This window comes from Streptomyces sp. NPDC015171, from assembly GCF_043079545.1.
Classification (GTDB): Bacteria; Actinomycetota; Actinomycetes; order Streptomycetales; family Streptomycetaceae; genus Streptomyces.
In genome coordinates, this window is sequence record NZ_JBIBUO010000002.1 from 206,240 (window position 1) to 219,606 (window position 13,367).

Annotated in this window: 13 protein-coding genes; 2 read left to right on the forward strand and 11 right to left on the reverse strand. The window is 67.5% G+C overall.

What is annotated here, in order from left to right; all coding sequences use genetic code 11:
• Positions 1-43: 43 nt before the first annotated feature.
• Positions 44-709: a hypothetical protein gene (locus tag ACF073_RS05500; protein ID WP_392067041.1), complete on the reverse strand. Its 666-nt coding sequence runs from the start codon at positions 707-709 to the stop codon at positions 44-46.
• A gap of 90 nt (positions 710-799) precedes the next feature.
• Positions 800-1,525 (reverse strand): hypothetical protein, encoded by a 726-nt coding sequence (locus ACF073_RS05505; protein ID WP_392067042.1) that lies wholly within the window; start codon positions 1,523-1,525, stop codon positions 800-802.
• Positions 1,526-1,985: 460 nt separating this feature from the next.
• On the opposite strand from ACF073_RS05505, the gene ACF073_RS05510 reads away from it, so the two are divergent.
• A complete protein-coding gene (locus tag ACF073_RS05510) occupies positions 1,986-2,450 on the forward strand; it encodes a hypothetical protein (protein WP_392067043.1) in 465 nt (154 codons plus the stop codon).
• Here ACF073_RS05510 and ACF073_RS05515 read toward each other — a convergent pair.
• Positions 2,422-2,724: a transposase gene (locus tag ACF073_RS05515; RefSeq protein WP_392067044.1), complete on the reverse strand. Its 303-nt coding sequence runs from the start codon at positions 2,722-2,724 to the stop codon at positions 2,422-2,424. The genes ACF073_RS05510 and ACF073_RS05515 overlap by 29 nt on opposite strands.
• Before the next feature lie 390 nt (positions 2,725-3,114).
• Here ACF073_RS05515 and ACF073_RS05520 point away from each other — a divergent pair, with 390 nt between their 5' ends.
• Positions 3,115-4,032: a hypothetical protein gene (locus ACF073_RS05520; protein ID WP_392067045.1), complete on the forward strand. Its 918-nt coding sequence runs from the start codon at positions 3,115-3,117 to the stop codon at positions 4,030-4,032.
• 583 nt (positions 4,033-4,615) lie between these two features.
• Here the strand turns inward: ACF073_RS05520 and ACF073_RS05525 are convergent.
• The 8 genes from ACF073_RS05525 to ACF073_RS05560 all read right to left on the reverse strand — a co-directional run bounded on the left by ACF073_RS05525 (position 4,616) and on the right by ACF073_RS05560 (position 13,320).
• Entirely contained in the window at positions 4,616-5,467 is an 852-nt protein-coding gene (locus ACF073_RS05525) for a hypothetical protein (RefSeq protein ID WP_392067046.1), read from the reverse strand.
• Between the two features lie 47 nt (positions 5,468-5,514).
• Positions 5,515-7,023, reverse strand: coding sequence for an AAA family ATPase (locus tag ACF073_RS05530; protein ID WP_392067047.1), 1,509 nt, complete (start codon positions 7,021-7,023; stop codon positions 5,515-5,517).
• Positions 7,024-7,108: 85 nt separating this feature from the next.
• A complete protein-coding gene (locus ACF073_RS05535; RefSeq protein WP_392067048.1) occupies positions 7,109-7,534 on the reverse strand; it encodes a hypothetical protein in 426 nt (141 codons plus the stop codon).
• A gap of 25 nt (positions 7,535-7,559) precedes the next feature.
• Positions 7,560-8,321, reverse strand: a complete 762-nt coding sequence (locus tag ACF073_RS05540; protein ID WP_392067049.1) for a hypothetical protein — start codon at positions 8,319-8,321, stop codon at positions 7,560-7,562.
• Positions 8,322-9,111: 790 nt separating this feature from the next.
• The gene (locus ACF073_RS05545) at positions 9,112-9,807 is read right to left on the reverse strand and encodes a hypothetical protein (protein ID WP_392067050.1); all 696 of its coding nucleotides are present in this window, start codon (positions 9,805-9,807) and stop codon (positions 9,112-9,114) included.
• Positions 9,808-9,839: 32 nt separating this feature from the next.
• Positions 9,840-11,345, reverse strand: a complete 1,506-nt coding sequence (locus ACF073_RS05550) for an ATP-binding protein (protein ID WP_392067051.1) — start codon at positions 11,343-11,345, stop codon at positions 9,840-9,842.
• A 26-nt stretch (positions 11,346-11,371) separates the two neighbouring features.
• Complete coding sequence (locus ACF073_RS05555; protein WP_392067052.1) at positions 11,372-11,824, reverse strand: DUF6238 family protein; 453 nt, start codon at positions 11,822-11,824, stop codon at positions 11,372-11,374.
• Between the two features lie 29 nt (positions 11,825-11,853).
• Complete coding sequence (locus ACF073_RS05560) at positions 11,854-13,320, reverse strand: SCO6880 family protein (RefSeq protein ID WP_392067053.1); 1,467 nt, start codon at positions 13,318-13,320, stop codon at positions 11,854-11,856.
• Positions 13,321-13,367: the final 47 nt, after the last annotated feature.

The window sequence follows — 13,367 nt, forward strand, 5'->3', positions numbered from 1 at the left end:
TGCAGCTCATGGGGGTACTCCTGGAGGTCTGAAGCGGAACGTTTCAGCGGGGTCGGCCGGCAGAACGAGGCGCGGGTGGAGGTGCTGCGGTAGCTGGTGGACTGCCGGTCGACGGCGATGTTCCGGCGTGCGGCGAGGAGGCGCGGGCAGCCCGCTGCCGGTCTGAATCGGCGTTTCGGGCAGCGGACGGCGCAGGGGCAGCCTCGGCACCGAGGACGTCGTCGAGCAACTCCTGGCTGCGCAGGACGTTGACCATCTGGTGGTGCCGGGGGTCCGTGCGCTCTGCGGGACAGGCGGCCAGACCGTCCTCGGCGACTTCCAACTGCTCACGGACGTCCTGAAGCATCCCGTACGCGGCTGCCAGTCGGGTCCACGTCTCGAACGTCGGATTGTGCGGCGGGTCGTCGAAGTCGAGACGGGCGCGAGTCCAGTCGGCGGCAGAGGCGACGAGTTCGGTCAGCTCGGGCAGAGCCCCGACCAGTGCGCCGTTGACCTCCTCAATGATGCCCGCCACCTCATCGGGCGAGGCATCCTCGTGGAGGCGGGAAATCATCCCGCGGACCGAGTACGGGTCGGCGGAAGCGCTGGGCAGGTGCCTGACCTGCAGCGGCTTGTCAGAGCCCGGTGTCGTGCTGCGGTGGGCGAGCCGGATGTTGTGCTGCATGGCCGCACCGACGGCCTCGCCGATGCTGGAGTAATACGCGGGCATGTCTGCCTCTTCGGGTGAGTGGTCCTTGACGGGTGAGTCGAGCGAGGGTGCGTGACGTACTGGTGGCCGACGGCGAAGAGAGCGGCCGGGTCACCGTCGGGGGGCTGAGGCGCGCGGCGGGTAACCCGACGTAGTGAGCGGCGCCGTCTGAGATGTGGACGCCGAGGAGACCTTGGCCTGGTCCGCCGCAGGAGAAGTGGCCAGAGCGGCACCACGGTGATCATGCACGGTCCGTGCTACGGAGTAACTCGTCGAAGCGGCGCCGACGTGGCGTAGTTCGGCCTCGGACTCGACAAGTTCAGACTGGGCCGAGCTGACGAACTCCGAGGCGAAGCCGAACCGGTCAGCGAGCGCATACGCGCCGTCGTCCAGGTCGTTGACCTGTTCTCCCGCCGCTTCCAGAGCCTCCCGGACACGCTCCAGGGCACCGTGCTCGGGGTGAAGGAGGTGGTCGACTGCGCGCTGAAGGCTGGCCCCGTCCTCGGCCGCACGGATCTTGTCCGTGATGCTGAGAAGTTCGGCTCCGGCGGCGTAGGGCCCGAGGGCATGCACCGGGGGGCTCATCCGGGCCGTGTCGAGAGAGGGCGGAAGGGTGACGTCATAGCGAGCGGCTCGGAGCATCTCGGCCGCGTGGGTGGCGATGGCGACCCGGTCGGCGAGGGGAGTGGTGGTGGGAAGGCGATGGCGTCGGCCGTGCCAGTCGTCGATCTGCTTGAAACCGGCGTGGCGGAGGAGCTGCGCGGAGAGGTCATCGGTAGCGCCCTTGGCGACGACGCTGCCGCTGAACTCGGACGTGATGGTGATCGAGGTAGGCACGGAAGTCTCCGGGGCAGAGGTGGTGAAGGACCTGGTGGAGGTGGGCCGGTGGGCAGAGCGTCCGGCAAATCCGGGGCTTGGTGCGGCCGAGAATCGCTGGTAGAGGCCGCACTGTGGCGGTCAGCCGGGTGCCCCGCCGCAGCAGGGCACTCGGTAGGTCCGAAGAAGGGATTATCTGTCGGCCGGTCGGCCCCGCTGGCAGCTCGGAGCAGTTCGGTGAGGTCCTCGGGCTCGGCTCGGGATCCATCCGGGAGACCCGATCCTGCTATCGCCGGATTACCGGATCGACGAACTGCTGAGCCTGTACCTGTGCCGGTCGGGGTTCGCGAAGTTGGCACCTGAGACGTCATCCGCTTTCCGAACGTGATCGGTTGGCTCGGGCTGGGTGGGCATGAATTCCGTCTGGTGGCGGGAGTGACGGGGACGGTTCGTTTGCTCGCATCGCTCGTGGAGGTGGCTGGTGCCGTCGGTGCTCGGTCTGCTGGAAGCCCGGGAGAAGAAGGTCCGGGAAGAGGTCGCACGGTTGCAGGAGGAGGCCGAGCGGGTGCAGACCGCCCTCGGCGAGGCGGAACGCGCGCTTCAACGTCTGACGGATGCCCATGCAACGGTGGCCGAGGTACTGGCCGAGCCTCCTGCCACGGTGGCGGAAGCGGTGCGCAGCGCGGTGGCGGGCTCGGTGGTGCCGCGCCGGACCGAAGGCGTGGCGGTGTCGGTCCCGGCGCCGGACTACCAACGGATCGCGTCGGTGCTGGAGTCGGAAGCGGGCCGGGAGGGCATGCCCTGCCGGCAGTTGGCTGTGGCCCTGGGGCTTCAGGTGGTCCCGGCGAAGGCCCAAGGGGTGCGGTCGAAGGCGAAACGCCTGGTGGAGCGGGGGTGGGCTCGGCAGGTGGGGGTGTTCACCGTGCCCGGGGCGTCGCCAGGCTGAAGGCACCGGGGCGGCGCCCGGCCAGGCGGCCGCTCATGAGCATGGTCATGGACCACAGCACCATGGCCTCGTGCATGGCGGCCGAGGTCTCGTAGTCGCGCACCAGGCGGCGCGAGCGCATCAGCCAGCTGAGCGTTCTTTCCACCACCCACCTGCGCGGCAGCACCACGAACCCCGTCATGTCGTCGGAGCGTCTGACGATCTCCGGGGTGAGCCGGTACTTCTCGGCAGCGCAGTCGACCAGCCGCCCGGCGTAGCCGCCATCCGCCCACACCAGGAGGGAAATCAGCAGGCACGTTGGCCCACTTCACGCCGTTGTCGACCATGTAGCGCACTGCGTCCAGGCTTACACGGTGGCAATAACTCTCCGGCCGGCCGCCCCGCCCTTCGAGCCACGCGGGCACCGGCAGGCCCCCCGGGCGACCTGCCATTCCGCGTCCGTCATGTCCGAGCCGTAACACCGCACCCGCTGCGGCCCGTCCGTCGCGTTGCCGAAGCTGTGCGCGAGACAGTCACACGACAGGGACGGCAAGTTGGACTCCACCGACGCGAGCGCGAAAGACTATAAGCGGATGACATGTCAGGGCAGGCGTCGCTGGACCAGCGACCCCTGCCCTGAATATCCCTTGAGCAGACGGAACCGCGCTCACTAGAGTCGCCGTTCATGGACTCGCGAGATCTCCTGGAATCGTCCCGCCGCTGGATGGGCATGGCGCTGTCCGCGCTGAGCCGTCCCGAGGACGCAGATATAGCCGTGCACCATGCCGCCGTGGCCTGTGAGCACCTCTTGAAGTCGTACCTCGCGGGACTTCACCCAGCCCTCTTGGCAGAGGGCAAGGACTTCACCTCCCTGCTTCATGCTGTCGGACACGGAGACAAGGCAAGGGAAACGAGCCTCACCGCATTCAGGAGTATCGCACTGCCGGAAGCGTATGCCAGGGTCGCTCAGCTGGTTTCCCCACTGACGGTCGACCATGCTGAAGTTAGGGTGGTGGCGAACGCCCGGAATGGCGTGGCTCACTGCGGGATCCACGACCCGAGTATGGCCAGAGAGATCACGACGACATGCATCCGGCTCGCTGAAGCCATCCTGCCCCACCTGACGAATGACGTCTACACCTATTGGTATCCGCACGATGCTGTTCGGAAGCGATTCGTAGAGGCCCACGCCACGAAGCTGGGTGAGGTGCTGAGGCGCCGGATTGAGCACTTTCGGGACGCGTATCGTCGGGGTGAGCTTCCCGAAGACATTGAAGGCTACCTGGGTATTGGCCCGAAGGTCGAAGCGGTCAGAATGCCTGAAGAGGCAGGAGTGATCCGCATGATTCCCACAATGAATCTGTTCAAGTTGATTCAGGAAACACCCGATAAGGACCTAAGTCAGCTGAGTGCTGAGACCTGCCCTGCGTGCGAGGAACGTGCTGTGATCGGCTGGAGAGTGGGCTCAAGCTACAGCAATGAAGAAACTCCCTTTGAATACCGCACCGCGCTGTGTTGCCGATGTCTTTTGCCGCTGAGTGTTGAAGAAGTTCTCTTCCTCGGTTTGGGTGAAGCCATTGGCCTGCCTCCATATGGAAGCTAAGGGCTGTCCCGTAATCCCCGGCTGGTCAGCGCGCGGCGTCAGATGCGGTGCATCGCAAGGCGGAGGGTCGTCCTCATACTGGGCGTATTCGGGCGAACCCGACAACGCTGCGAGGTGCCGTAGCTGTCGTCGTGCGCCCGCTGGGGATTACGGGACAGCCCTTAGCCAGCGCTTCGACCAAAGCCTCCAGCTGGCAGACATCCACGACACGCGGGACTTGACAGGGAAAACAACTACAAGTCGGCAGCAGTCCTCCTTCGCGAGCAGGAAGTACTAGCCCCGGAAATCGACGCAGCAACGATCGCGCGCGCTGGCCAGCTGTTTGATCGCCTGAATTCTTTGCTGCCGTGCCGCTGACCAAAGGCCTGCTCTCTGACTCGTTTGCCCGGCGAACAGGTCAGGGAGCAGGCGCCTCTAACGACTACAACTTGCTGCACGCGTAGTCAAAGCCGCGGTTGACGAACAGCCTCCGTGGCTGGCGGCGGGGCCGGACTCGCCCGGCATGGGTGCTTTTGGCCTGCCGCGTGGAGCCTTTCCCTGCCAATTCGGGACGCTGAGGCCGGAAAAGAATTGCGAACAAACTTTAGCCAGCCGCTACTTGACGAAATCCTCCGCTGCAGAACCAGTCGTTGTCGGCGAGTGCTTCATATAGGGCCGCCATCCAGGAGTTCTTGTACTGTCGTGCACGTGTGCGTGCGAGTCCTAGCAGGTGAGCACGAACGTCCGGCGCTCCGCCGGCCTGGAAGGCTTCCTCGATCGACCCTTCTATACCTGGCAGGTCGTCGGCCGCCTGGTCCTCATACAAGGCGGCCAGCTTGAAGATCTTGAAGTGCTGTCGGACGCGCTCAACGTGTCCGGTATCCCAGGATTCGGGTGGATCGACGTAGAACTCGATCAGCCAGTTCGCTGGGCTGTCCAGAGGCTTTGCCTCAAAGGCTAGGCCGTCAGTGGAGCGGGTTATCAACCTGGCTCTCAGCCATCGATCGTCGTCTACGTCATCAAAGTAGGGATGGAGGGTCTGTTCCGCATAGCAGGTCGGCGCCTTGTCCTTCTTCGCGAAGTTGCAGTCCGAGCAGATGGGCAGCAAGTTGATCGGCACAGCTGCGAGATAGGGGTAGATCGACTTGGGCATGTGGTGATCGACCTGGCGCACGGAGCCAACACCACACATGGGGCACTTGCCCTTGCGGTTTCGAGCCTCTTCGTACACAGGGCGGCCAGGTTTATCTGGTTTCATCCGCTGCTCGTACATAGCGATCAGCGCCTTCTTGTCATCTTCCTTCGGTGGAAGAGGAGAGAAATCCGCTGGATTCAGCAGGTGGAGCGTGGAAGTTCGGCACGCTCGCTCATAGGCGCCGGCAGCGATTACAACCCTCAGCTCATAGCTGCTGAGCAGCTTCCATATCGGATGGCTGATCTTCGCGCTGATGCACATGCGGAACGCCTCTCGCGTTCCGATTCGAGGAGGTTCGAGTCGGCGCATCAGTGCCTGCCCTCGCGGCGGCGGGTAGCGGAGCGGGCCAGGGCTCGTCCCTCGGCTCCCAGTTGGTCGTCGAATTCTTCAAGGATTTCTTCGAAAGACATACCCTCGTCGGCGAGCAACTGGATCAACCGGTTAAACCCTGTGCGGCGCACTTCCAATCCAAAGATCTCCCGAGTGATCACTCCGACGTTCTCGCCGAATGTCTCGATCTCGGGGTGATCTACACGCAGGTCATCGCCGGCTCTGCGGAGGGCCCAGACGGCCTCACGAGGCGTCTCCTGGAGAACGACAGGGGAGTGCGTAGCGATAACCGCAAGGCCGTTTCGGTCTCTCAGCAGCTCAGACAACGTCCGCACGAACGTCGACAGCAACGGCGGGTGGAGATGGGCCTCCGGTTCGTCGATCAGGACGAGGGTGCGTTCGGTGGTGTGTTGTACCAGCCGGGCCAGAGTTAGCAGGACGATTTTGTGTCCCGAACTCAGCCCAGCGAAGACCCGCTGAGGGTCAGGTCGGTCCTGGGCCTGGGCCAACTCCCTGATCTCCAGGTCGTGGAAGAGGGGATCCGTCTCTTCGAGCTTGGCCAGGACGTCGCCCCAGCGGCGCGCTTTCGCGGGATGATCCTCAACGCAGCGCTCTACGCACCGAGCGAACTCGGCGCCCAAAGCCGCGTAGTTCTTCACTTCCTCACCGTCGTCAGTCTTCAGGCCGACGTATTGGTAATCGACTCCGTCGCCAACCCGGTTGACGGCCCTATTGGCCTGGTGTGGGGTGTGCGAGTCGAAAGCGCTGAATGATACGTACACGACATTTGTGAAGGGGTGCAGACGGTGGTCGAGCCTGTCCTCCAGCCAGCTGCTGCTCCGCCTATTAAGCGAGTTGAGTGTGGTGTGAGCGATCTTGTGCAGTAGGACCGTCTTGCCTACGCCGTTGCTTCCGATGACTGCATGGATGTTACTCGGAGGATTCTTCTCGGGGTCTACCTTCAGTTCGAGAGTGAGTGGCGGGGCGCTTCCGGACTGCGCCTCCTGCTGGTAGCGGATGTGGAACCGGGAAAGTGTGGGGCCGCCAGCAACGATTCTTCGGTACTGCATGCGGACCGTGTCGGTATCGGTGCCGCGCAAAAGCGAGTCACGCATGACGGGCTCGCTTAGTGCTTGCTCGAATAGCTCGGGGTAGTAGGCGACATCGCGCAGGCCGGAGAGGATAGCCAGGCGCGTTTCCTCATCGAACTCGTCACGGAGCGTGGCGTAGTAGTCCTCGTCGGCGCCCAGGGAGAAAAAATCTGGAGGAAGAGCTTCGAAGCGCTCGGGAAGACCTGTTCGGCCGCCCTCCATGCCGAAAAAGCCGATCTTCACTGCGCCGACTTTCACGCTGCGGCTGCCGTTGTGGCAACGCATATGGAAGAGGGTCTTGAACCCGTAGTCGTCCCAGTTGTCGTCGCCTAGCCAGGCTATGCCTGGGCGCGTACGCGCTGATTCCCGCGCGTTGGGCACTGTAGTGAAGCGCATTGCGTCACATTACTGAACGCGCAGGCCCCCATCACCAGCATCGGACCTTCGAGGTCGATCGAGTGCCATCATCGCGATGCTGGCGTCACTTCGACAAGCTGAACTCGACAGAGAAGGCGCGGGTCACCGTACGAGCGCTCTCCTCGATCTCCGCCCACTCCGCTTCGCTGGTCGTGCCTTCGGTGACCAGTGCGGTGTAGGCGTTGATCAGGATCTGGTGACGACAGCGCACGCCCCAGGGAACGGCCCGCTCGGTTCCCTCCAGGGGAGGCATCCGGTACTGCTCGGACCAGGCTTCGGACGCCGTCTGCTCCTTGGCGCGCTTCGCCTTGAGCCAGGCAGCCTTGTCCTGCTCGTCGCCCTCGTTCGAGGCGCGCCAGCAGTCCGTGCACTCCTGCCTGGCGAGCCACTCGGCGAAGCCGGCGCGTCGGTCAGCCGGTCGGTCGGACAAGTCGCGGTCGGCATGGTGATCGCAGGTGTGGTCGATAGGCCAGATCGTCTTCACGGCCATGGAAGGGCTTCCTTGAGGAGTTGGATCAGCGGTCGCGGGAGTACGCGACGCGGGGGTCAACCGGCCGGACCGCCGGTGTGGAGACGGCGGCGGGGACCGGCGCCCTGCCCGGGCTTCCGGCACGGGCCGGGCTGGCGGCGAGCGCGGCGGCGCTCAACGGAGACGCGCGGGCGGGACCACGACCGCGCTCACGGCCGGCGGTCGGCGTGGCAGCAGGGCGGGGCCGAGCCGTCACCTCTTGAGCGAGGCGGGGCTGCACTGCGACCTGGAGCCCCGAACGGTGCAGGGCCACCGTGGCGTCGGCGACTTTCCCCAGCGCCTCGACGCGATCGGTGGTCGCGGGGAGCGTGTAGATGTCCAGGCTCGAGTCGTGCCGCCAGCCGTCCTCCACCAGCGCGAGCCCGCTGAGGCCGGAGACATGGTCGTCGAAGGCTGCGACGATGCCGAGCTGCGGGTGATCGGCGAAGGCGACGTCTGGTTCACCGAGCGGGCCGCGGTCGCGTACCTGTGCCGTATCGGGCGCCGGTGCAGGGTCAAGTGCGACGTCCACATCGACCTGGTAGCCGGCCTTGCGCAGCAGCTCGATGGCCCGGCTCGTACGGCCGTGTCCGTCATGGTTCTGGTCGGCCAGCGCGTACAACGTCGGCTGGTCGGGGACGGGATGGAAGTCGAATCCCCTGAGCATCCAGGTGCTGGCCGCGAGGTTCTTCGGGTTCGCGGCGACGATGCCGTGGACGGGGTGGTGGCCGAAGGCCAGGTCGGGCAGCACGTCGTAGTGGCTGGGCATGGCAGATCCATCCGAGGCGGGTGCGGTTACAGGTGCGGGCGACGGGCGGATCAGTTCTGAGGGTGCGGTGCACGAGGGACTCCTGGATCGCGGTCGGCCAGAGCCGGGGAGCGGATGAGGAACTGGCCGGTGGCGGCGCGGTCCGCGCGGAAGACTCCGGCGGCGGACCGATCGGGAGCACGCGCTGGCCGACCGACGGCGAAGAGGCGAGAGCGACCCTCGCCCGGGATGGAGCGGAGTCGGGAGGGAGCACGGTGGCGGCGCGCGCCTCGCCGGAACGTTCCTGCTCCTGGCGTGTCGGTACGCCAAGCTGGTCCAGGCGGGCGTCGACAGCGGAGAGGAGATCCGGCACGCTGCCGCCGTGACGCGCATGCGGACCGTCCGGCTCGGAGTCGTAGATCACCTCGTAGACGGCGGGCTCGGCGGACCGGTGGCGGGTGACCATCCAGCTTTCCGGGGTCTCGGGGTGCTCGGAGAGTGGCTCCTGCGGGGGCGAGATGATCAGCGAACTGCCGTCGGGAAGCTCGGCGTGGACGATGTAGTCGCTGAGGCCGTACTCGACGGTTCCCTCCAGGACGCGCTGCCCGAGTGCGGAGCAGAGGGCGGCTTGAAGGCGACGCGGATCGGACACGGCGGTCGGGGGCGGGGTTTCGTGGTGCATGGAGTTCTCCGTTGCGAACGTCCCGCCGCACGGCGGGAGCCGACGGGGCGTGGAGCTTGAAGGAGCGCGGTGGACCATGAGGATCTGGTGATCGGGCAGTTTGGCGCTGCCGTGACTGCGTGCTAGGGATCACCGCGAGCGACCGGGAGCCGGCGGTTGCGACGCCGGTGGGAGCTGGGGCGAAGCAGGTGATCCGGCAGGGGCGTTGTGCGTCGAGCGGGTCAGGGCGACGCGAGTCCGCTCGGTCTGCGTCGGCCGTTCGGTGTCCGCTCGGTGAGCGAGGTATTCGCCGACGCGCACCAACGCCGGTTCCTTGGAGCCGAGTTCGTGGGAGTAGTGCCAGCCTTCGGTGTTGCGGTGCTCCTCGGCACGCTCCTTGTAGAGGTGGAGCACGCTCGGCTGCGAACCGTCCATAAGCGCCATGACGTCGGCCCATTCGTGCCGCAGTTCCTCCGCCCGGAGCAGGATGGTGTCGATCCCGCGTATCCGACGGAGGTCGTCACTGATCGGCCCCTCGACGTAGTCGGGGCCGTCGGCGGCGGCGCAGACCCCGGCCAGCACCTCGGGTCCGTGGTCGAGGAACACCTCGGCGTGCTTCCACGCTTCGGCGTCCCGCTTGACCTTCCCGTCCCCGTAGACCTTGTCGTCCAGCGGCCAGCCCTCCGCGTCGCAGAGGGAGTCCGAAACCGCGTCCCAGGCGTCGCACGCCTCGTTGATCCCGGCGGCGGCCGAGGCCAGTGCCGGGAGGTGCCGTCGCCACGCCAAAGGGTCGGTGGCCTGCGACGGCTGGTTGTCACCGGAGGAAGGAGTGGAAGAAGCAGACATAATCAATTCCCGTTGCTGTGCTGGTCGTTGGGCTAGGCGGCCATGCGGGCGTCTGTGTCGAACAGCTCCCGCTCAGCCGGGTGGAGGATGTGCTGGGTGATGAACGAGCGGCTGGCGACCTTCCACAGACCCCGCCCCTTGGTCAGAGCGGACACGGCTTGGGTCTCGACGCCGGTCAGGCCGAGCAGAGATGCAGCGGCGGCGAGCTGGTCGGGCTCCTGGCGGTAGATGATGCGCGTGCTGCAGTCCGCGAGGAGCCCCTCGGCCAGGACTCGGCCGCGTGAACCGGCGTCGCCCGCCGAGAGCAAGTCGCTGAGCCGGTGGATCACCATGAGGTTCGCGATGCCCAGCCCTCGGGAGAGCTTCCACTGGCTCTGCATCCGCTCCAGCAGCCCGACGTGCCGCATCAGCCGCCACGCCTCGTCGTAGATCACCCAGCGCCGACCGCCATCGGGATCACTGAGGGCTGACTCCATCCACGCGCTCGCGCACGTCATCGCGAGCACCAGTGCCGTGTCGTCACCGGAGCCGCCGAGACGGGAGAGGTCGATGGACAGCATCGGTGTGGTCGGGTCGAACGACACGGTGCTCGGCGCATCGAACATGCCGCTCAAGTCGCCGTGCACGAGACGTCGCAGGGCGTGGGCGAGATCCTGGGCGGCCGAACCGAGGTGCCCCGCCTGGTGGCTCAGGGCCTGGTCGAGGCGTTCGGGGGAGCCGAGTACGTGCGCGATCTCGCCGAGCAGCGGCACCGTGCCCCGGGCGGCGGCGTCAGCGACAACCAGATCCAGGGCCAGGTCGAGGGCGGTGTGCTCCATCGGCAGCAGGTCGCGCTTCAGCACGGTGCGGGCGAGGCTGGCCAGCAGCAGCAGACGGCGCTTGCGAACCTCCGTGAACCAGTCCTCCTCGCTCACGGAGGCGGGGCGGGCCGGGGCGTCCAGCGGGTTCAACCGGCCGGGGAGCCCCGGGCCCAGGGCGATGCTGTATCCGCCGAGGGCCTGCGAGACACCGGTCCACTCCCCCTTGGGATCGCAGGGGATGTAGATCCGGTAGCCATGGGCGATCGACCGGGTGGCGATCGACTTCGCCAGCGCCGACTTGCCCATGCCGATGATCCCGGCCAGGACCGCGTTGGGGTTGGTGAAGCCCTCCACCCTGCCGCTGTTGTAGAGCGAGAACGGGTCGAAGCAGAAGGCCGCCTCCGCGTGCACATCGCGGCCGATGAACACCCCTTCGGCGCCCAGGCCGCCCTCGGCCACGAACGGGTACGCGCCGCTGGCTGTGGCGGTGGTCATCCGGTGGGCGGGCAGGGCGAGCTTGCCGCCGCGGGCGGAGGCCGGACCGGGGCGACCGGCGGGCGGGTAGGTGGGCCGCAGATCCGGGTCGAGGGTCTGCTCGGCGCGGTGCTTGGGCGGGTTTCCGGCGAGGCGTGCCTGGCGGCGGGCTTCGGTGAAACCGGCTCGGGCGGCTCGCTGTTCGGCGCGTGTCGTCTTACGGGGCACGAACAGGGGGGAGGCGCTGGCGCGGGTACGGGGCATGAGGGTTTCTCCAGATGAGGGGTGGGTCAGCGGCGGACGAGGCCGGTGAACGGGGCGTGCAGGTCGGCCGGGGTGGTGCGCCGCCGGACGAGATGCGCGGTGCGCTGGTGGCGCTGGCAGATGGTGAATTCCGGGGCGCCCTCTGGAAGGCCGGCCTGGCACGCCTCCGGTGCGGGGATCTCGCCGGAGTCCGGCCGGGGCGCCGCGTGGTAGGCGGCGTGGAGGTGCTCGGCGGCCTGCCAGATGCGGGTGCGGGCGGTGCGGAGCTGGTCGCCCTCGACCGCGACGAGCTGCCCGGTGCGACCGGTGTGGGCGTCGAGCAGCCCGTACAGCGAGACGAGGTGGGCGTGCAGGGCGTCCAGCTCGGCCCGGGTGGTGACCAGCGGGCCGCCCGGGATGTTGAGTGCCCGGTGGAAGTCGAGCGCGGCGGTGGCGAAGGGCACGAAGTCCTGCGCGGTCGGGCTGGCGGTGCGGGACATGAGGGTGCTCTTTCGGAGGGAAGGGATGCTCAGGCGGCGAGCGCGAGCGGCAGGGCGGCGGCGGTGAACGCCTCGGCCTGCTGCCAGGTCAGCGGCCGGAGATCGAGCTGGGCGCCGACAGCGGCGGTCTCCACGACGGCGCAGGCGGTGCGCAGCTCGTCCTCGGTGTCGGCCGAGACGGTCAGCAGACCGGTCAGGGCGACGTCGGCGTGCCCGGCGATGAGCTGGCGTTCGCGGGACTTGATGTCCTGGTACTCGATCGAGTCCGCCTCGGAGTCGACCTGGCCGCGCCGGGCCCGTTCGGCGGCGTCGGCGATCACGCTGGACTTCTTGCGCTGCACGTCGCGCAGGGCGGCGTCGAGGTTCTTCGGCTCGTAGGAGAGCGACAGGGTGCGCCGGACGCCACCGGTGAACAGGAGCTGGTGCAGGAACCCGGCCGACGTCTCGGTGCGCGGCCAGTTCTCCACCCAGTAGGTGGCGTGCACGGCGGAGTCGGTGGCGATGTGGTCCGCCTTTTCGACGACCACGACGGGTCCGGCGGCGGCGGGTTCGGCCTCGGGGCGACCGGCCGTGGACCAGCGGTCGAGTGTTGCCAGCGCCTTCGGGTCGTAGGAGGTGCGCACCACGGCCGCGATCTCGCGGGCGGTGAGCCAGCCCGTCGGGGTGAGACCGGCGGTCTGCGCCACCTGGTCGAACGTGGAGGTGAGCTGGGCGAGGACGCTGAAGGCACCGGTGAGACCGCCACCGGCCTGGTTGATCAGCCGACGGGCCGCCTTGGTGTCCAAGGACACCGCGACGTACGCCTCGTGCGGGGCGGCTGCGGGGCCGGCGCTCTGGATCAGCTCGTTGTAGATCGCGCCGGCCATCGGGGTGTCGGGTCGGCCGTGCTCTTCCCAGTAGCGGCGCAGCGCGTCGCCGGAGTCGGGGATGGTGCGCTCGATCACCTGGATGCGAGCGATCTGCCCGGTACGGGCGAGGGCCGCCAGCGCGCGTCCCCAGCCGCCGACGTTGGCCTGCTGGGTGCCCGGGTCGAGCAGGGCGTAGGCGCGGGAGGAGACCTTGACCACCGCGGTCAGCGTCCCGGTGTGCGGGTTGTGGACGGCGCCGTACTTACCGTCGGGAGCAGTGGCCACGCGCAGGCTGGCAGCGGTGCCGGGAAGGTGGAACAGTCCCTCGCGGGTTGGCCGGCGGGAGGGCCGGGTGAGCCAGACGAGCTGGCCTCGCATCCGGCGCAGCGCGTAGCGGACGACGATCGGGGCCCAGTCCGCCAGCGCACGGCCTCGGTGGCGGACGAAGACGAGCAGGGCGATCACGGCCCACAGCGGTATGAGCTGGAGAGCGCCGACCACGCCTCGGGCGAGGATGACGGCGAGAAGGAGAAGGCCGGTGAGTCCGGCGACGACCAACTGCGGGACGGTCAGGCCGAGCAGGACGCCGCGCCTGCTGCGGTGCGGGAACTTCACGGTGGGCGTGGAGGACTGGTGCTTGCCGGACATGGTGGTTCCAGACGGTGGGAGCGGGCGGAGGTCGGGGCGCGCGGCGC